Source organism: Kitasatospora sp. NPDC048662 (assembly GCF_055587065.1).
In genome coordinates, this window is record NZ_JBVJHA010000008.1 from 63,540 (window position 1) to 81,092 (window position 17,553).

Consider the following 17,553-nt stretch of genomic DNA (forward strand, 5'->3'; position numbering starts at 1 on the left):
CCTCGCCCGAAACATCCAGCTCACCGGCCCCCACAGCCCGCCCCGGCCCCCCATGGCCATCCGGCCCGACCAGCCCATCAGCTCTCCGCGTCCCTGTCAACGCCGCTGACAGCTATGTCCGTTATCGCCTGGTATTACGGTGCTATCGCCCTCGCTCGCGGCAACTCGCCGACGGAACGTTCACCCGTCCGGTGCCGACAGGCGGCCGTGTCGGTCGGGGTCGGCGGACGGGTGCGCGGGTAGGACTGTGCCTGTTGCGTTCGGGAGCCCGAGGACGGAGTGCGCTGGGTGGCCGCATACCTTGACCGTGAGCAGCCGGGAACCGAGCAGGTACCGGCGGAGGACAACCCGCCCGCGCCACCGGAACTGCTGGCACTGGCCCACGCGTACGGGGTGGACACCAGCTACGACGCCGGCGCCGGACCGGTCCAGGTCTCGCCGCGCACCCTGAGCACCGTGCTCGCCGCCCTCGGCGTGGACGCCGGAACGCCCGAACTCGCCGCCGCCGCACTGGAACGCCACCGCACCGAACAGGCCCGGCGGCTGCTGCCGCCCACCGTGGTCGCCTGGCAGGGCCGGCGCACCGCGCTCGACCTGCCCGCCGACGCCGAGGTGCGGGTCGAGCTGGAGGACGGCGGCTCCTGGGAGTTGACGCACGAGCACTCCTGGTGGCTCCCCGAGGACCTGCCGCTCGGCCGCCACACCCTGCACGTGACAGCGGGCCAACGGGCGGGCCGGGCCGCGCTGATCGTCGCCCCGCCGCGCATCCCCGAACCGCAGCAGCGCAGTTGGGGCTTCCTCGCGCAGCTGTACTCGGTGCTCAGCGAACAGTCCTGGGGCATGGGCGACCTCGCCGACCTCGCCGAACTCGCCCAGTGGGCCGGCGCCCGACTCGGCGCGGGCTTCCTGCAGATCAACCCGCTGCACGCGGGCATGCCCGGCACACCCTCCGACCCGTCCCCGTACCGGCCCTCCTCCCGCCGCTTCGCCGACCCCGTGCACCTGCGGATCGAGGCGATCCCCGAGTACACCCGCCACGACGAGGTCCGCGACCTGGCCCGCCGCGCCCGGCTGCTGCGCGAGGAAGTACTGGAGCACGACGCGCTGATCGACCGCGACTCCGTCCGGGCGCTCAAGCAGCAGGCACTGGAGCTGCTGCACACCGTGCCGCGCGGGGTCGGCCGGGAGGCCGCGTACCGGGCGTTCGTCCGCCGCGAGGGCGAGTGGCTGGAGCGGTACGCGGTGTGGAACGCGCTGGCGGAGGTGCACGGCGCCGCCTGGCACTCCTGGCCGAAGGGCCTGCGTCACCCGTCCAACCCCCAAGTCGCCGCCGAGAAAGCCGCGTTGACCGACCGGGTCGAGTTCCACCGCTGGCTGGCCTGGCTGGTGGACGAGCAACTGCGCGCCGCCCAGCGCGCCGCCACCGACGCCGGCATGCCGATCGGCCTGATCCACGACCTCGCCGTCGGCGTCCACCCCGACGGCGCGGATGCCTGGGCCCTGCAGGACGTCCTCGCCACCGGCATCTCCACCGGCGCCCCGCCCGACGCCTTCAACGCCCACGGCCAGGACTGGGGCCTGCCGCCCTGGCGGCCCGACGCCCTCGCCGAGACCGGCTACGCGCCGTTCGCCGAACTGCTGGGCGCCGCCGCCCGGCACGCCGGCGCGATCCGGATCGACCACGTGATGGGCCTGTTCCGGCTCTGGTGGGTACCGGTCGGCGCCCGCCCCACCGAAGGCACCTACGTCCGCTACGACGCCGAGGCGATGCTCGCCGTCCTCGCCCTGGAAGCGCACCGGGCCGGCACCGCCGTCATCGGCGAGGACCTCGGTACCGTCGAACCCGGCGTCCGCGAACGGCTCGCCGAACACGGCGTGCTCGGCACCTCCGTGCTCTGGTTCGAACGCGACTGGCACGCGGGCGGCACCGTCCTGCCCCCCGAACGCTGGCGGGCCGGCTGCCTCGCCACCCTCACCACCCACGACCTGCCCAGCACCGCCGCCCGGCTCACCGGCGACCACGTCGCCCTCCGCCACCAACTCGGCCTGCTGGCCCGCCCGCTGGTCGAGGAACAGCACGCCGCCGCCACCGAACTCGCCGACTGGCAGCGCGAACTCGTCCGCCTCGGCCTGCTCGCCGACGGAGCACCCGTCACCATCGAGGCGCTGTACGCCTACCTGCGCGCCACCCCCGCCCGGCTGGTCGGCGTCTGGCTGCCCGACACCGTCTCGGACCCCCGCCCGCAGAACCTCCCCGGCACCTGGGATCAGTACCCCAACTGGCGCCTCCCCGTCGCCGACACCACCGGAACCCCCCGCACCCTCGACCGGATCGCCGCCGCCCCCGGCACCGCCACCCTCGCCGCCACCCTCGCCCCGCTCGGCGTCCCGGCAGGGGGACACGCCGACAGGCGCACCCCGCCGGGCGACCCGGTGTAGGGGGCCGGTACCTTGGAAAACGTGGACAAGAGGAACGCAATGCGCGCCGGTGCGGTCACCGCGGCGGCCACGCTGATGATGCTGATGTCGTCGCCCGCCATGGCGCTCGTACGCGACGACGGCGACGACCCGGGCGCCGGCCTGAGCGTCGGCCAGACCCTGGGCCTGTTTGTCGCCCTCCCGATCGTCTCCTTCCTGGTGATCGCGGGCCTCTGCATGATCCCGGGTCGGAAGAAGTAACCCCCGGGTCCCAGGACCCGAACGGCGACTGCCGGGGCAGCCGAAATTCTCTATTCGGCCACCCCGGCAGTCGCCGTTCCCATTCCCGCCGCACCGGCCCGTTCCCGCGTCTCACGGAAAGTCAGGGCTCTGCTCCCGCGTCCCGTCCGGGCGGATCGCGAGCGCCGGGACACCCCGGGCCGTGAGCCACGGCAGCGGGTCGGGCATGGCGAACGCGGCGGTGGCGAGGGCGTCGAGGTGGGCGAGGCGGGGGCCGAGGAGGGTGAGGGAGGCGAGGGCCGTGGCGGGGCGGCCGGTGTGCGGGTCGAGGATGTGCGGGCCGCGTTCGGCGGTGCCGGAGGTGGCGACAGCGAGGTCGTGACCGGTGACGACGTGGGCGACGGTGCCGGGCCGGTGCGGGTCGGCGATGCCGATGCGCCAGGGGCCGCCGGCGGTCTGGACGTCGCCGCCGCCGCTGACGCAGTGCTGGACGGAGCCGGAGTCCCGCAGGGTGCGGGAGGCCTCCTCGACGGCCCAGCCCTTGACCCAGCCGCTCGGGTCGAGGCGCCCGCCGGGCGTCGCGGTGAAGTAGCCGTCGGTCTCGGCGGCGAGCTCCGCGCAGCGCTCCAGCACCGACGACACCTCCGGGTCGCACGCGGCGAGCGTGATCTCCCCGCGCCCGAGCCGGCTGATCTCGCTCTCCGGCCGGTACGGCGAGAACACCGCGTCGATCCGGTGCAGGCGGGCGACGATCCGGGCGAGGGTCTCGACGGTGCGGGGGCCGGGGTCGCGGACGGTGAAGGAGAAGACCGTCCCCATCACGTGCTCGACATGGGTGACGGTCATTTCCGCGCCGCCCGGTCGAGCGCGCTCTGCAGGGAGCGGGTGTAGCCGTCGCTGGTGTAGGTGGCGCCGGAGACCACGTCGATGTGCGCGTTCTGCGCGGCCATCGCCTCCTGGTTGAGCTGCGGGACGGCGTAGCTGTTGATCTCCTGGTCGCGGCGGTCCCGGTTGGGGTACTGGATCACGTCGATCTTGCTGATGGCGCTGCCGTTCAGCGTGACCCGGACCTGGACCGGCCCGTACCGGGTGTTGATGGCACTGCCGGTGACGGTCCGGCTTCCACCACCCGTGGCAGCGGGCGACGGCGACGACGACGCACCGCCACCACCGGACGGCGGCGACGACGCACCGCCACCACCGGACGGCGGCGACGACGCACCGCCACCACCGGACGGCGGCGACGACGAGGCCGCGCCGCCCCCCACGGGCGTGGAGGAGATGGGGGCCGCACCGGACGGGTCGTGCGGCTTCAGGGAGAGCAGCAGGACGACCCCGGCGGCGGTCGCGGAGGCGGTGATGACGGCTCGGCGCATGGCGGGGGCTCCTAGAAGACGAAGGACTCGTGGTGGATGCGGGACGGCCGGACCCCGGCGGCGCGCAGGGCGCGGACGGCCTCGGCGGTGAACGCCTCCGGTCCGCACAGGTAGACCTCGTGGCGGCCGAGGTCCGGCACCAGCCGGTGCAGCGCCGCGCCCAGGTCACCGACCTGCTCGCGGCTGCCGAGCAGCTCGTACGCCCGCCTGTCCCGGCTCCCGGCGGCGACGGCCGCCAGCTCGTGGCGGAACAGCACGTCCTCCACCCGCCGGGCCCGCTGAACGAGGGTCAGCCGTCCGGGCAGCGTCTCGAACAGGGCCCGCAGCGGGGTGATGCCGACACCCGCGCCGAGCAGCAGTACCGGCCCGCCGTGGCGGCGCCGCGCGGTGAACGCCCCGTACGGGCCCTCCGCCCGGACGGCCGTGCCGGGGGCGAGCGCCGCGACGGCGGCGCTGTGTGCGCCCAGGCCCTTGACGGTGAAGCGCAGGAAGTGCGGGTGCGGGGGAGCGGACAGCGAGTACGGGTTGGCGGCCCAGCGCAGTTCGCGGGTGAGGAACTGGAGGCGGAAGAACTGGCCCGGTTCGGCGCGCAGCTCGTCCAGGTGCCGGCCGGTCAGGAAGACCGAGACCACACCGGGGCCCTCGGGCCGGACCTCGGCGACCCGCAGCCGGTGCCGCCGGTCGCGCAGGAACGGCCGCAGCAGCCGGTACCAGCCGAGGACGGCGGCGGTGCCGAGGTACAGCAGGTACCAGAGGGCCTTCGCCTTGTTGTCGGCGAGGTCGGCGCCGGTGGTGAGCTGGTGGCCGAAGCCGAGCGCGACGGCCAGGTAGGTGGCCAGGTGCAGGTAGTACCAGGCCTCGTAGCTCAGCCGGCGGCGGGCGGCGCGGGCGGAGACGGCGCCGGTGCCGAGGATCAGCAGGGTGGCGGCGGTGGCCTTCAGCATGTCGGGGAAGTGCAGGACCATCTCCACGCCCTGGCTCCACAGGCCCTGGCCGCTGGTCAGCGCGTAGCCCCAGATGACGGTCAGCACGTGCACGGTGATCAGCGAAACCAGGTACCGGCCGCCGAAGGCGTGCCAGCGGGCCATCCGGTCGGCGCCGACCTCGCGTTCGAGCAGCGGGACGCGGGCCATCAGCAGCAGCAGGACGGGCGCGGCGTAACCGGCCAGCAGGCCGGTGATCCGGGCGGTGCCGGTGAGCCAGTCCGCCGCACCGGCTGTCCGCGGGGTGTCGATCCACCACAGGGCGAGCACGCCGAGGGCGCCGAGAGCGATCAGGGCGAGCGCGCCGTGCCGGACGGCATCCGGTGGGAGGCTCCGGCGCCGGGCGGCACGGCGGGCGGCCCGGGTCGGGCTGGTCAGTGAGGTCAACGGGCCCTCCTTCGGTGGTGCGCTGCCCACCGTGGCACCGGAACCTCTCAGTTCCCTATGAAAGGACGCCGCCCCCGGCCCCCTCCCCAGGGCGTTCGCGCAGGTCGCCGGGCCCGCACTCCACACGAGGCGGTCGGACGATCTCACCGCTTTCTCATCCCGGAACGCCAGAATGGACCCATGCAGCACGCGGACACCCCGTGGCGGGTCCTGGTGGTAGACGACGAACCCGACCTGGTCGAGGTGATCTGCGGCGCCCTGCGCTACGAGGGCTGGCAGGCCCGCGGCGCGACCAGCGGCCTCGACGCCGTCACCACCGCCGACGAGTGGCACCCGCACGCCATCGTGCTGGACGTCATGCTGCCCGACTTCGACGGACTGGAGGTGCTGCGCCGGGTGCACCGCACCGACCCCGAGGTCCGGGTGCTGTTCCTCACCGCCCGGGACGCCGTCGAGGACCGGATCGCCGGCATCTCCGCCGGCGGCGACGACTACGTCACCAAACCGTTCAGCCTGGAAGAGGTCGTGGTCCGGCTGCGCGGCCTGCTGCGCCGCGCCGCCCCCGCCGGCCCGGCCACCCCCGGCACCCTCACCGTCGGCGACCTGCACCTCGACCCGGCCGCCCGGGAGACCAGCCGCGGCGGCGAGGCGATCGACCTCAGCCCCACCGAGTACGCCCTGCTGCGCTACCTGATGGAGCACCCCCGGCAGGTGCTCAGCAAGGCCCAGATCCTGGACGCCGTCTGGTCCTACGACTTCGGCGGACAGGCCCACGTGGTGGAGCTGTACATCAGCTACCTGCGCCGCAAGATCGACGCCGGCCGGGCTCCGATGATCCACACCGTGCGCGGCGCCGGCTACGTGCTCAAGGCGGCCACCGGATGACGGCCACCGGACGCGTGCGACGCCCGCGCACCCTGCGGGCCCGGCTGGTCGCGGGCGTCCTGGTGCTGATCGCCCTGATCTGCGTCGGCGTCGGCTTCGCCACCACCGGGGCACTGCGGCACTTCCTGGTCGACCGGATCGACCAGCAACTGGCCGCCGGCGGCGGACGCTACGCCGCCAGCCTGGAACACCCCGGCACGAACGGCCACGACACCCGCGCCCAGTCGCCCGGCACCTTCGGCGCCCGCCTGGTGAACGGCACCGTCACGCACGCCGCCGTGGTCGGTGGCATCCCGCCCGGCGACGACGACCCCGTCCCGGTCGCCGGGCTCCGGCCCGGCGACGCCCCCGTCCCGCTCACCGACGCGGACGTGCGGGCCCTGCGCGCGCTCCCGGTGAACGGCCACCCGCGTGACCTGACCCTGTCCGCCCTCGGCCACTACCGGGCCGCCGCCGTCGCCGGATCCGACGCGGACGTGCTGGTCACCGGCCTGCCGCTGCACCCCGTCGACGAGACCGTGCAGCGCCTGCTGCTGATCGAACTGGTGGTGTTCGCCGTCGCCCTGGCCGCCGCCGCACTCGCCGGCGCCCTCGGCGTCCGGCTCGCCCTGCGCCCACTGGAACGGGTGGTGGCCACCGCCGAACGGGTCTCCGCGCTGCCGCTGGCCAGCGGCGCGGTCGATCTCGGCGAGCGCGTCCCGGACGACGACCCCGGCACCGAGGTCGGCCGGGTCGGCGCCGCGCTGAACCGGATGCTCGGCCACATCGGGGACGCGCTGACCCGCCGCCAGGAGGTCGAGGAGCGGCTGCGCGCGTTCGCCGCCGACGCCAGCCACGAACTGCGCAACCCGGTGGCGGCCGTGCGCGGCCACGCCGAACTCGCGCTGCGGCACCCGGGCCCGGTGCCCGAGCCGGTCCGGCACTCGCTGGAGCGGATCACCGCCGAGTCGCAGCGGATGGGCACCGTCGTCGAGGACCTGCTGCTGCTCGCCCGCCTCGACGCCGGCCGCCCACTGGCCGTCGAGGACGTCGACCTGACCCGGATCGCCCTGGACTGCACGGCCGACGCCCGGGCCGCCGCCCCGCAGCACCGCTGGCTGCTGGAACTGCCCGCCGAACCCGTCACCGCCCCCGGCGACCCGCACCGGCTCACCCAAGTGGTGGCGAACCTGCTGGCCAACGCCCGCACCCACACCCCGGACGGCACCGAAGTCACGCTCCGGCTCTCGACCACCGCCACCGAGGTGCTCCTCACCGTCGCCGACAACGGCCCCGGCATCCCGCCCGAACTCCTCCCGCACGTCTTCGACCGCTTCGTCCGCGGCGACCCCACCCGCTCCCGCCGCACCGGCTCCACCGGCCTCGGCCTGGCCATCGTCCAAGCCGTCGTCCAGGCCCACGCCGGCACGGCCACGGTCCACAGCACCCCCGGCGCGACGGTCTTCCGCATCACCCTGCCGCGCGAGCGGGCGCGAAAGCAGGGGCGCGGGGAACTGCGCGAAGCGGAAGGCACCCGTCAGCCAGATCGCGACGCACGACAATGACCTGCACGTGCTCGCGACCTCCCGGACCGCCCGGCGCTTGCCGCGCAGCCCCCCACACAAACACCCCGCCCGAACACGCCGGAGGCCCGGGAGAACACGTCCCCCGGGCCCCCGCCATGACCTCGCGTCAGCGATCCGCGGACTGAGCCTTCAGCGCCCGCTCCACGCCCGCCCGCGCCTCGACGACCTGGCGCCGCAGCGCCGGCGCCGGCTCGGCGGAGGCCAGCCACGCGTCGGTGGCGTCCAGGGTGGCCTGCGAGACGGCGAACGCGGGGTACAGGCCGCCGATGATCTGCTGCGAGATCTCGTGGCTGCGGGTCTCCCACACCTGCTTGACCGAGGCGAAGTACTTCTCGGTGTACGGCGCGAGCAGGTCCCGCTGGTCGGCCTGCTGGAAGCCGGCGATGACGGCCTCCTGCACGTAGTTGGTCAGGGTGTCGGACTCCACCACGGACGCCCAGGCCTCGGCCTTGGCCTCGGCGGTCGGGCGGGCCGCCCGGCAGGTGGCGGCGTGCTCCTGGCCGGAGGAGGTGTTGTCGCGGGCGAGCTCCGCGTCGATCGCGGCCTCGTCGGCGCGGCCGGTGGCGACCAGGCGGCCGAGCAGGGTCCAGCGCAGCTCGGTGTCGACGGCCAGGCCCTCGATGGTCTCCGAGCCGTCCAGCAGCCCGGCGAGCAGCGCGAGCTGACCGTCCGTGCGGGCCGAGCCGGCCAGCGCGCGGGCCCAGGCGAGCTGGTGGTCGCTGCCGGCGGGGGCCTCGCGCAGCGCGGTCTCGGAGGCGGCCGCCCAGCGCTGCAGGCCGCTCTCGCGCCACGCCGGGTCGGCGTACAGCTCCAGGGCGAGCTTGACCTGGCGGTGCACGGACTGGACCACGCCGATGTCGCTCTCGCGGGGCAGGCCGGCCAGCGCCAGCGACAGGTAGTCGCGGGTGGCGAGTTCGCCGTCGCGGGTCATGTCCCAGGCGGAGGCCCAGCACAGCGCGCGGGGCAGCGAGTCGGTGAAGTCGCCGAGGTGCTCGGTGACGACGGCCAGCGAGTCGGCGTCGAGGCGGACCTTCGCGTAGGACAGGTCGTCGTCGTTGAGCAGCAGCACGGCGGGCCGCCGGCGGCCGGTCAGCTGCGGGACCTCGGTGCGCTCGCCGTCCACGTCGAGCTCGATCCGCTCGGTGCGCTCCAGCTTGCCGTCGACCAGCTCGTACAGGCCGATGGCGATCCGGTGCGGGCGCAGCACGGCCTCGCCGCGGGCGCCGGCGGGCAGCGCGGGGGCCTCCTGCAGGACGGCGAAGGACTCGATGACGCCGTCCGCCGAGACCTCCAGGGCCGGCCGCAGCACGTTGATGCCGGCGGTCTCCAGCCAGGCCTTGGACCAGGTGCGCAGGTCGCGGCCGCTGGCCTCCTCCAGGGCGCCGAGCAGGTCGGTGAGGCGGGTGTTGCCCCAGGCGTGGCGCTTGAAGTAGGCGCGCACGCCCTGGAAGAAGGCGTCCTGGCCGACGTACGCCACCAGCTGCTTGAGCACCGAGGCGCCCTTGGCGTAGGTGATGCCGTCGAAGTTGACCTGGACGTCCTCCAGGTCGTTGATCTCCGCCATGATCGGGTGGGTGGACGGCAGCTGGTCCTGCCGGTACGCCCAGGTCTTCATCTGGTTGGCGAAGGTGGTCCAGGAGTGCGGCCACTTGGAGCCGGGCGCCTCGGCCTGGCAGACCACCTCGGCGAAGGTGGCGAACGACTCGTTCAGCCACAGGTCGTTCCACCACTCCATGGTGACGAGGTCGCCGAACCACATGTGGGCGAGCTCGTGCAGGATGGTCGCGGCGCGCATCTCGTAGGAGGCGTCGGTGACCTTGGAGCGGAACACGTACTGGTCGCGCAGGGTGACGGCGCCCGCGTTCTCCATCGCGCCGGCGTTGAACTCCGGGACGAACAGCTGGTCGTACTTCGCGAACGGGTAGGCGAAGTCGAACTTGTCCTGGAAGTAGTCGAAGCCCTGCTTGGTGACGGCGAAGATGGCGTCGGCGTCCAGGAACTCGCGCAGCGAGGGGCGGCAGTAGACACCGAGCGGCACGCGCTGCGCGCCGTTCTCGTAGGCGTCGAACACGCCGACGTAGGGGCCGGCCACCAGGGCGGTGATGTAGGTGGACATCCGCGGGGTGGGCTCGAAGGTCCACACCCGGGTGTCGCCGTCGCCGGTGGGCTCGGGGGTCGGCGAGTTGGAGACCACGACCCAGCCGGCCGGGGCGGTGACGGTGAAGGCGAAGGCGGCCTTCAGGTCGGGCTGCTCGAAGTTGGCGAACACCCGGCGGGCGTCCGGGACCTCGAACTGGGTGTACAGGTAGGTCTCGCCGTCCGCCGGGTCGACGAACCGGTGCAGGCCTTCGCCGGTGTTGGTGTAGGCGCAGTCGGCGACCACCCGCAGCTCGTTCGCGGCGGCCAGCTCGGGCAGCGCGATCCGGCTGTCGGCGAAGTTCTCCAACGGCAGCGCACGGCCGTTGAGGACGATCTCCGAGACGGCGGGGGCGACCAGGTCGATGAAGGTGGAAGCGCCGGGTTCGGTGGCGGTGAACCGGACCACGGTGGTGGACCGGAAGGTGCCGCCCTCGCGCGCCGAGCTCAGGTCGAGCTCGATGTCGTACGACTCCACATGCAGGAGTGCGGCCCGGGTGCGGGCCTCCTCACGGGTCAAGTTGGTGCCAGGCACTCGCAGGACTCCTTCGTCAGGGCTCGGTTACCCGGCATCCTCCCACGTGCGTAACGATCCGTGTTCGTACTTGACGGCCCCTCCGATCGGTACCGGAGCATAGAGTTCACAAGTTGAAGCTGAACTTTGGACGAACGCAAGTGCGCCCTGGAGGGTGGAACATGTCGACGGACACACCGGGATCGCAGTCCTCGCTGCACCGGGCGAATCTCGAACGGGTGCTGCGGGCGGTGCGGATGGCCGGATCGCTGACCCAGGCCGAGATCGCCCGGGGTACGGGGCTGTCGGCCGCGACGGTGTCCAACATCGTCCGGGAGCTCAAGGAGTCCGGCACCGTGGTGGTCGCCGACACCTCCTCGGGCGGGCGCCGGGCGCGCAGCGTCTCGCTGAGCGGGGACGCCGGGATCGTGGTGGGCGTCGACTTCGGCCACACCCACCTGCGGGTGGCGATCGGCAACCTGGCGCACCGGGTGCTGGCCGAGGAGAGCGAGCCGCTGGACGTGGACGTCTCCGCGCAGCAGGGCTTCGACCTGGCCGAGCGGATGGTGGCGCGGCTGCTGGAGCAGGCCGGTTTCCGGAACGACAAGGTGATCGGCGTGGGCCTGGGCGTGCCCGGCCCGATCGACCAGGAGACCGGGGCGCTCGGCTCGACCGCGATCCTGCCCGGCTGGTCCGGGGTGACGCCCGGCCAGGAGCTGGCGGGCCGCCTGGGCATGCCGGTGCACGTGGACAACGACGCCAACCTGGGCGCGCTGGGCGAGCTGGTGTGGGGCGCCGGGCGGGGCCTGGGCGACCTGGCGTACATCAAGGTGGCCAGCGGCGTCGGCGCCGGCCTGGTGATCAACGGCCAGATCTACCGCGGCCCGGGCGGCACCGCGGGTGAGATCGGGCACATCACGCTGGACGAGGCGGGCCCGGTGTGCCGCTGCGGCAACCGCGGCTGCCTGGAGACCTTCGTGGGCTCCCGTTACCTGCTCAACCTCTTGAACGCCAACCACCCGGGCGAACTGACACTCGGAAAGGTGGTGCAGCTGGCCCAGCAGGGCGATCTGGGCTGCCGCCGGGTGATCGCCGACGCCGGCCGCCAGATCGGCATGGGCGTGGCCACCCTGTGCAACCTGCTCAACCCCCGCCGGGTGATCCTCGGCGGCGATCTGGCCGAGGCCGGTGAACTGGTGCTTTCCCCGATCCGCGACTCGGTGGCCCGGTACGCCATCCCCAGCGCCGCCCGCCAGCTGTCGGTGGTCCCGGGGACGCTCGGCGGCCGCGCCGAGGTGCTCGGGGCACTCGCCCTGGTGATGAGTGAGATGGGTGAGACGGGAGGGATCTGAACCGGTCGCGGGAGGACCTCCGACGGCCCGATTCGGCTCCCGACGGGCCGTCCGATCTCGACTGAGCCTTCAGGAAGATAACGAAAGGGTCTGAATCCCTGGGGCTGATGCTTTACTTGTTGACGACAAGCTTGGTGACGGGGTTGACTCCTGCCCACCTCGCCGCAACGTTGCGGCTCTGTCAGGGAGGCACCCCTCACCATGAACGCAATGATGCGTCGCGTCGTCGTCGGCACCGCCGCTGTCTCGATGGCTCTGACCATGGCCGCCTGCGGCAAGGCCGGCAGTGACAAGAAGGACGGCGCGGCCTCGGGCAACAACAAGTCGATCGGCCTGCTGCTGCCGGAGAACGCCTCCTCGACCCGCTACGAGTCGTTCGACAAGCCGTTCATCGAGAACAAGGTCCGCGCGCTCTGCTCCGACTGCAAGGTCGAGTACAGCAACGCCGAGGGCTCCGCCGCGAAGCAGAAGCAGCAGTTCGACACCCTGATCGCCCAGGGCGTCAAGGTGATCATCCTGGACGCGTTCGACGCCAAGTCCACCCAGTCCTGGGTGAAGGAGGCCGCCGACAAGGGCGTCAAGGTCATCGCGTACGACCGCCTGGCCACCGGCCCGGTCTCCGCGTACGTCTCCTTCGACAACGAGAAGGTCGGCGAGCTGCAGGGCCAGGCCCTGGTCGACGCCCTCGGCGCCAAGGCCGCCGACGCCAACATCGTGATGATCAACGGTGACGACGCCGACCCGAACGCGGGCAAGTTCAAGTCCGGCGCGCACAAGGTGCTGGACGGCAAGGTCAAGAGCGTCGTCTACGAGCAGAGCGGCGAGTGGAAGCCCACCGTCGCGGGCCAGAAGATCGGCGCCGCCATCTCCTCGCTCGGCAAGGACGGCTTCCAGGCCGTCTACTCCGCCAACGACGGCATGGCCGGTGCGATCATCACCCAGCTGAAGGCCCAGGGCGTCAGCGTCCCGGTCGGCGGCCAGGACGCGGGCCTGGACGCGATCCAGCGCCTGGTCTCCGGCGACCAGGCCTACACCATCTACAAGGCCTACAAGCCGCTGGCCGAGGGTGCCGCCGAGCTCGCGGTCGACCTGCTCCAGGGCAAGGACATCAAGGGCGTCGCCACCGCGACCGTCGACAGCGACACCGACAAGGGCATCCCGGCCACCCTGCTGGAGCCCAAGGTCGTCACCAAGGCGAACATCAAGGACACCGTGATCGCCGACAACCTGTACAAGGTCGCGGACATCTGCACCGCCGACTTCGCCGCCGCCTGCACCGCGGCCGGCCTGCAGTAATACCCGCCCGGCGGGGGCTTCCTGACCACCCGGAAGCTCCCGCCGGCCCTTTTTGTTCCCGCAGTCCCACCCCGCGCGTCCGGACCGGCGCGCGGGTCGCCCGTGTCGGAAACGTCAGGTCCGACACGGAACTCAAGGAGATGGTTCACGTGACAGGCGCACCCGTACTGGCGTTGCGCGGGGTCTCCAAGCGCTTCGGTGCCGTCCAGGCACTCACCGACGTGCAACTGGAGGTCCACGCGGGCGAGGTCGTCGCCCTGGTCGGCGACAACGGCGCCGGAAAGTCCACCCTGGTCAAGACCATCGCGGGCGTCCACCCGATCGACGAGGGCGTCATCGAGTGGGAGGGCAAGCCGGTCTCCATCGGCCGCCCGCACGACGCCCAGGCGCTCGGCATCGCCACCGTCTACCAGGACCTCGCCCTGTGCGACAACCTCGACGTGGTCGGCAACCTGTTCCTCGGCCGCGAGCTCAAGCGCTTCGGCACCCTGGACGAGGTCGCCATGGAGAAGCGCGCCCGCGAACTCCTCGACACCCTGTCGATCCGCATCCCGAGCGTCCGGATCCCGATCGCCGGCCTGTCCGGCGGCCAGCGCCAGGTGGTCGCGATCGCCCGCGCCCTGGTCGGCGACCCGAAGATCGTCATCCTGGACGAGCCCACCGCCGCCCTCGGCGTCGAGCAGACCGCCCAGGTCCTCGACCTGGTCGAGCGGCTGCGCGAGCGCGGCCTCGGCGTGATCCTGATCAGCCACAACATGGCCGACGTCAAGGCCGTCGCGGACACCGTCGCGGTGCTCCGCCTGGGCCGCAACAACGGCAGCTTCGAGGTGGCCGGCACCTCGCACGAGGAGATCATCTCCGCCATCACCGGCGCCACCGACAACGCGGTGACCCGTCGTCAGGCCCGTATCGCGGAGGACGCCAAGTGAGCACCGACACCCCCACCACGCCCACCCCGCCCGCCGTCGACCCGCGCCTGCTGGTCCGCAAGGAGGGCCTGGCCGGCTACTTCGAGGAGTTCGGCCGCAAGCTGCGCAGCGGCGAGATCGGCTCGCTGCCGGTCGTGGTCGGCCTGATCATCATCGCCGTCATCTTCCAGTGGAAGACCGGCTCCTTCCTCAACGCCGACAACATCACCAACATCAGCAAGTGGATCGCCGGCCCCGGCCTGATCGCCGCCGGTGTGGTCTTCGTGCTGCTGCTCGGCGAGATCGACCTGTCGCTCGGCTCGATCGCCGGTGTCACCGCCGCGATCTCCTCGGTGCTGGCGGCCCGCCAGGGCGTCAACGAGTGGCTGGCGGTGCTGATCGGCATCGCGGCCGCGATCGCCATGGGCGCCGTGCACGGCTTCTTCTTCTCGAAGGTCGGCGTGCCCGCGCTGCTGGTCACCCTGGCCGGCATGCAGGCCTGGCTCGGCGTGCAGCACCTGGTCATCGGCAACCTCGGCACGGTCAACAACCTCAACGACGGCGTCATCGCCAACCTGGACACCTACTTCCTGGGCGACGGCGACATCGTCTGGGCCTGGCTGTTCGCGATCCTCGCCATCGTGCTGTTCGCCGCCGGCCAGCTGTTCGACGCCCGCCGCCGCAGCGCCGCCGGCCTGCCGGCCCGCCCGATCGCCGAGATCGCGCTGCGCACCGGCGCGCTCGCCGTGGTCGCGCTGGTGGTCGCCTACATGCTCAACCAGGACCGCGGCCTGCCGCTGCCGCTGGTGCTGTTCGTCGGCGTCGTCGCGCTGGGCGACTTCGTGCTCCGCCGCACCACCTACGGCCGGCAGATCTTCGCGGTCGGCGGCGGCATCGAGGCGGCCCGCCGGGCCGGCATCAACGTCGCCTGGGTGCGCACCTCGGTGTACATGATCTCGGCCGGCCTGGCCGGCTTCGGCGGCCTGTTCATCGCCTCCCAGCAGGGCTCGGCGGACAAGTCGCTCGGCAGCGGCACCATGCTGATGAACGCCATCGCGGCAGCCGTCATCGGCGGCACCAGCCTGTTCGGCGGCCGCGGCAAGCTCTGGTCGGCGCTGCTCGGCATCCTGGTCCTGCAGTCCATCACCACCGGCCTGGACATGATCCACGCCCAGCAGGCCATCCAGTACATGATCACCGGCGCGGTGCTGCTCGCCGCCGTGGTCCTGGACTCGGTCTCCCGCCGCTCCCAGAAGTCCAACGGACGCGGCTGACCCGGCACCACCCGCAACCGCGCGACCGGCACACCTCCCCGCATTAGCGGGGCCGGTCGCGCGGTTCGGTGCTTTTCCGCCCCCGCCACCCGAACGAGCGACGGGGTTGCCCGCCGCACTACGGCCGGGTAATGGACATTAGACTCAAGCGGGGCGTACGCCCTCCGGGCCCATGCGGGCGCGAGAACTTGGACGAGGAGGAACGGGTGGCCCTGCTGACCCGTATTCGGGGACCGCGCGATCTCGATCGACTCACCCCCGCGCAGATGTCGGCACTCGCCGAGGAGATCCGCGCCTTCCTGGTGGAGGAGGTCTCCAAGACCGGCGGCCACCTCGGGCCCAACCTCGGCGTGGTCGAACTGACCCTCGCCATGCACCGGGTCTTCGACTCCCCGCGTGACCGGATCCTGTTCGACACCGGCCACCAGAGCTACGTCCACAAGCTGCTGACCGGCCGCCAGGACTTCTCCCGGCTGAAGATGAAGGGCGGCCTGTCCGGCTACCCCTCGCGCGCCGAGTCCGAGCACGACGTGATCGAGAACTCGCACGCCTCCACCGTCCTCGGCTACGCCGACGGTCTCGCCAAGGCCAACAAGATCCAGGGCCACAAGGACCGCGCCGTGGTCGCCGTGATCGGCGACGGCGCGCTCACCGGCGGCATGGCCTGGGAGGCGCTGAACAACATCGCCGACAGCCAGGACCTGCCGATCGTCATCGTCGTCAACGACAACGAGCGGTCCTACTCGCCGACCATCGGCGGCCTCGCCAACCACCTCGCCACCCTGCGCACCACCCAGGGCTACGAGCGCTTCCTGTCCTGGGGCAAGGACGCGCTGCAGCGCACCCCCGTGGTCGGCCAGGCGATGTTCGACACCCTGCACGGCGCCAAGAAGGGCCTGAAGGACTTCATCGCCCCGCAGGGCATGTTCGAGGACCTCGGCCTGAAGTACCTCGGCCCGATCGACGGCCACGACCTGCAGGCCCTGGAGTCCGCGTTCACCAAGGCCCGCAACTTCGGCGGCCCGGTGATCGTGCACTGCATCACCGAGAAGGGCCGCGGTTACCACGCCGCCGAGAACAACGACGAGGACCGCTTCCACGCGGTCGGCGTGATCCACCCCGACACCGGCCTGCCGGTCAAGACCGCCGGCAAGGACTGGACCTCGGTGTTCGGCGAGGAGATGGTCGCGCTCGGCCGCGAGCGCCGCGACCTGGTCGCCATCACCGCCGCCATGCTGCACCCCGTCGGCCTGGCCCCGTTCGCCAAGGCCTACCCGGAGCGGATCTTCGACGTCGGCATCGCCGAGCAGCACGCCGCCGTCTGCGCCGCGGGCCTGGCCACCAACGGCCTGCACCCGGTGGTCGCCGTCTACGCGACCTTCCTGAACCGGGCCTTCGACCAGGTCCTGATGGACGTCGCCCTGCACAAGCTCGGCGTCACCTTCGTGCTCGACCGGGCCGGCGTCACCGGCACCGACGGCGCCTCCCACAACGGCATGTGGGACATGTCGATCCTCCAGGTCGTCCCCGGCCTGCGCCTCGCCGCCCCGCGCGACGCCGAGCAGGTCCGGCTCCAGCTGCGCGAGGCCGTCGAGGTCGCCGACGCCCCCACCGTGGTCCGCTACTCCAAGGGCAACGTCGGCCCCGCCGTGCCCGCCGTCGGCACCGTCGGCGGCATGGACGTGCTGCGCCGCCCCGAGGGCGACACCGCGGACGAGGTCGCCGACGTGCTGATCGTCTCGATCGGCGCGATGGCCCCGATCTGCCTGGAGGCCGCCGAACTCCTCGCCGCGCAGGGCATCAGCAGCACCGTGGTCGACCCGCGCTGGGTCAAGCCGGTCGACGCCGCGCTGCCGGGCCTGGCCGCCCAGCACCGCCTGGTCGTCACCGTCGAGGACAACGGCCGGGCCGGCGGCGTCGGCTCCGCGATCGCGCAGGCGCTGCGCGACGCCGACGTGGACGTGCCGCTGCGCGACTTCGGCATCCCGCAGGAATTCCTCGACCACGCCTCGCGCGGCGAGATCCTGGAAGAGATCGGCCTCACCGCCCCCGCCCTCGCCAAGAAGATCGAAGCACTGGTCAGCACCCGCTCCTTCGCCCGGAGCTGACCACCCGGAATCCCCCCAGCGCACCGTCACGGGACCGCCTTTTGGCCCCGTGGCGGTGCGCTTATTGTCGGACGGTCACACTCATTCGTGGACTGCCACTGACTACGCCCG

13 protein-coding genes are annotated in these 17,553 nt (G+C 72.5%); 9 read left to right on the top strand and 4 right to left on the bottom strand.

Annotated features, from left to right (window positions below; all coding sequences use genetic code 11):
* Positions 1 to 288: 288 nt before the first annotated feature.
* Positions 289 to 2,439: a 4-alpha-glucanotransferase gene (malQ, locus tag ACZ6R9_RS22210; RefSeq protein WP_465539830.1), complete on the top strand. Its 2,151-nt coding sequence runs from the start codon at positions 289 to 291 to the stop codon at positions 2,437 to 2,439.
* Between the two features lie 21 nt (positions 2,440 to 2,460).
* Positions 2,461 to 2,679 carry a photosystem II reaction center protein PsbW gene (gene psbW, locus ACZ6R9_RS22215; RefSeq protein ID WP_083462161.1) on the top strand — a complete coding sequence of 73 codons (219 nt, stop codon included), beginning with the start codon at positions 2,461 to 2,463 and terminating at the stop codon, positions 2,677 to 2,679.
* Between the two features lie 111 nt (positions 2,680 to 2,790).
* Here the strand turns inward: psbW and ACZ6R9_RS22220 are convergent, their stop codons facing one another.
* Genes ACZ6R9_RS22220 through ACZ6R9_RS22230 form a run of 3 tightly spaced genes read right to left on the bottom strand, consistent with a single transcriptional unit; the run spans position 2,791 to position 5,404 of the window.
* The gene (locus ACZ6R9_RS22220; RefSeq protein ID WP_465539833.1) at positions 2,791 to 3,504 is read right to left on the bottom strand and encodes an FAD:protein FMN transferase; all 714 of its coding nucleotides are present in this window, start codon (positions 3,502 to 3,504) and stop codon (positions 2,791 to 2,793) included.
* Positions 3,501 to 4,034 (bottom strand): FMN-binding protein, encoded by a 534-nt coding sequence (locus tag ACZ6R9_RS22225; RefSeq protein ID WP_380485550.1) that lies wholly within the window; start codon positions 4,032 to 4,034, stop codon positions 3,501 to 3,503. Before ACZ6R9_RS22225 ends, ACZ6R9_RS22220 begins: the two co-directional genes overlap by 4 nt.
* 11 nt (positions 4,035 to 4,045) lie before the next feature.
* Entirely contained in the window at positions 4,046 to 5,404 is a 1,359-nt protein-coding gene (locus ACZ6R9_RS22230) for a ferredoxin reductase family protein (protein WP_465539835.1), read from the bottom strand.
* 180 nt (positions 5,405 to 5,584) lie between these two features.
* On the opposite strand from ACZ6R9_RS22230, the gene ACZ6R9_RS22235 reads away from it, so the two are divergent.
* Together ACZ6R9_RS22235 and ACZ6R9_RS22240 are read left to right on the top strand one after the other, a co-directional pair.
* Positions 5,585 to 6,289, top strand: a complete 705-nt coding sequence (locus ACZ6R9_RS22235) for a response regulator transcription factor (protein WP_380485545.1) — start codon at positions 5,585 to 5,587, stop codon at positions 6,287 to 6,289.
* Complete coding sequence (locus ACZ6R9_RS22240) at positions 6,286 to 7,833, top strand: sensor histidine kinase (RefSeq protein WP_465539838.1); 1,548 nt, start codon at positions 6,286 to 6,288, stop codon at positions 7,831 to 7,833. The genes ACZ6R9_RS22235 and ACZ6R9_RS22240 overlap by 4 nt, the downstream gene beginning before the upstream one ends.
* Before the next feature lie 127 nt (positions 7,834 to 7,960).
* Here the strand turns inward: ACZ6R9_RS22240 and pepN are convergent, their stop codons facing one another.
* Positions 7,961 to 10,525 carry an aminopeptidase N gene (gene pepN, locus ACZ6R9_RS22245; RefSeq protein ID WP_465539840.1) on the bottom strand — a complete coding sequence of 855 codons (2,565 nt, stop codon included), beginning with the start codon at positions 10,523 to 10,525 and terminating at the stop codon, positions 7,961 to 7,963.
* 161 nt (positions 10,526 to 10,686) lie between these two features.
* Between pepN and ACZ6R9_RS22250 the strand changes: the two genes are divergently transcribed.
* The 5 genes from ACZ6R9_RS22250 (at position 10,687) to dxs (ending at position 17,442) form a co-directional block, all read left to right on the top strand.
* Entirely contained in the window at positions 10,687 to 11,856 is a 1,170-nt protein-coding gene (locus ACZ6R9_RS22250; protein ID WP_465539842.1) for an ROK family transcriptional regulator, read from the top strand.
* Positions 11,857 to 12,057: 201 nt separating this feature from the next.
* Entirely contained in the window at positions 12,058 to 13,152 is a 1,095-nt protein-coding gene (locus ACZ6R9_RS22255) for a sugar ABC transporter substrate-binding protein (protein ID WP_380485539.1), read from the top strand.
* A 140-nt stretch (positions 13,153 to 13,292) separates the two neighbouring features.
* Positions 13,293 to 14,081 carry an ATP-binding cassette domain-containing protein gene (locus ACZ6R9_RS22260; protein ID WP_465539844.1) on the top strand — a complete coding sequence of 263 codons (789 nt, stop codon included), beginning with the start codon at positions 13,293 to 13,295 and terminating at the stop codon, positions 14,079 to 14,081.
* Positions 14,078 to 15,334, top strand: a complete 1,257-nt coding sequence (locus ACZ6R9_RS22265) for a sugar ABC transporter permease (RefSeq protein ID WP_465539846.1) — start codon at positions 14,078 to 14,080, stop codon at positions 15,332 to 15,334. The genes ACZ6R9_RS22260 and ACZ6R9_RS22265 overlap by 4 nt, the downstream gene beginning before the upstream one ends.
* A gap of 206 nt (positions 15,335 to 15,540) precedes the next feature.
* Positions 15,541 to 17,442, top strand: coding sequence for a 1-deoxy-D-xylulose-5-phosphate synthase (gene dxs, locus ACZ6R9_RS22270; RefSeq protein WP_465539848.1), 1,902 nt, complete (start codon positions 15,541 to 15,543; stop codon positions 17,440 to 17,442).
* Positions 17,443 to 17,553 lie beyond the last annotated feature (111 nt).

Bases quoted from the DNA above. Each gene is read 5' to 3' on its own strand.
- ACZ6R9_RS22260 (WP_465539844.1), top strand. From the start codon at position 13,293: ATGGTTCACGTGACAGGCGCACCCGTACTGGCGTTGCGCGGGGTCTCC.
- ACZ6R9_RS22250 (WP_465539842.1), top strand. From the start codon at position 10,687: ATGTCGACGGACACACCGGGATCGCAGTCCTCGCTGCACCGGGCGAAT.
- ACZ6R9_RS22220 (WP_465539833.1), bottom strand. From the start codon at position 3,504: ATGACCGTCACCCATGTCGAGCACGTGATGGGGACGGTCTTCTCCTTC.
- ACZ6R9_RS22240 (WP_465539838.1), top strand. From the start codon at position 6,286: ATGACGGCCACCGGACGCGTGCGACGCCCGCGCACCCTGCGGGCCCGG.
- ACZ6R9_RS22225 (WP_380485550.1), bottom strand. From the start codon at position 4,034: ATGCGCCGAGCCGTCATCACCGCCTCCGCGACCGCCGCCGGGGTCGTC.
- ACZ6R9_RS22235 (WP_380485545.1), top strand. From the start codon at position 5,585: ATGCAGCACGCGGACACCCCGTGGCGGGTCCTGGTGGTAGACGACGAA.
- ACZ6R9_RS22255 (WP_380485539.1), top strand. From the start codon at position 12,058: ATGAACGCAATGATGCGTCGCGTCGTCGTCGGCACCGCCGCTGTCTCG.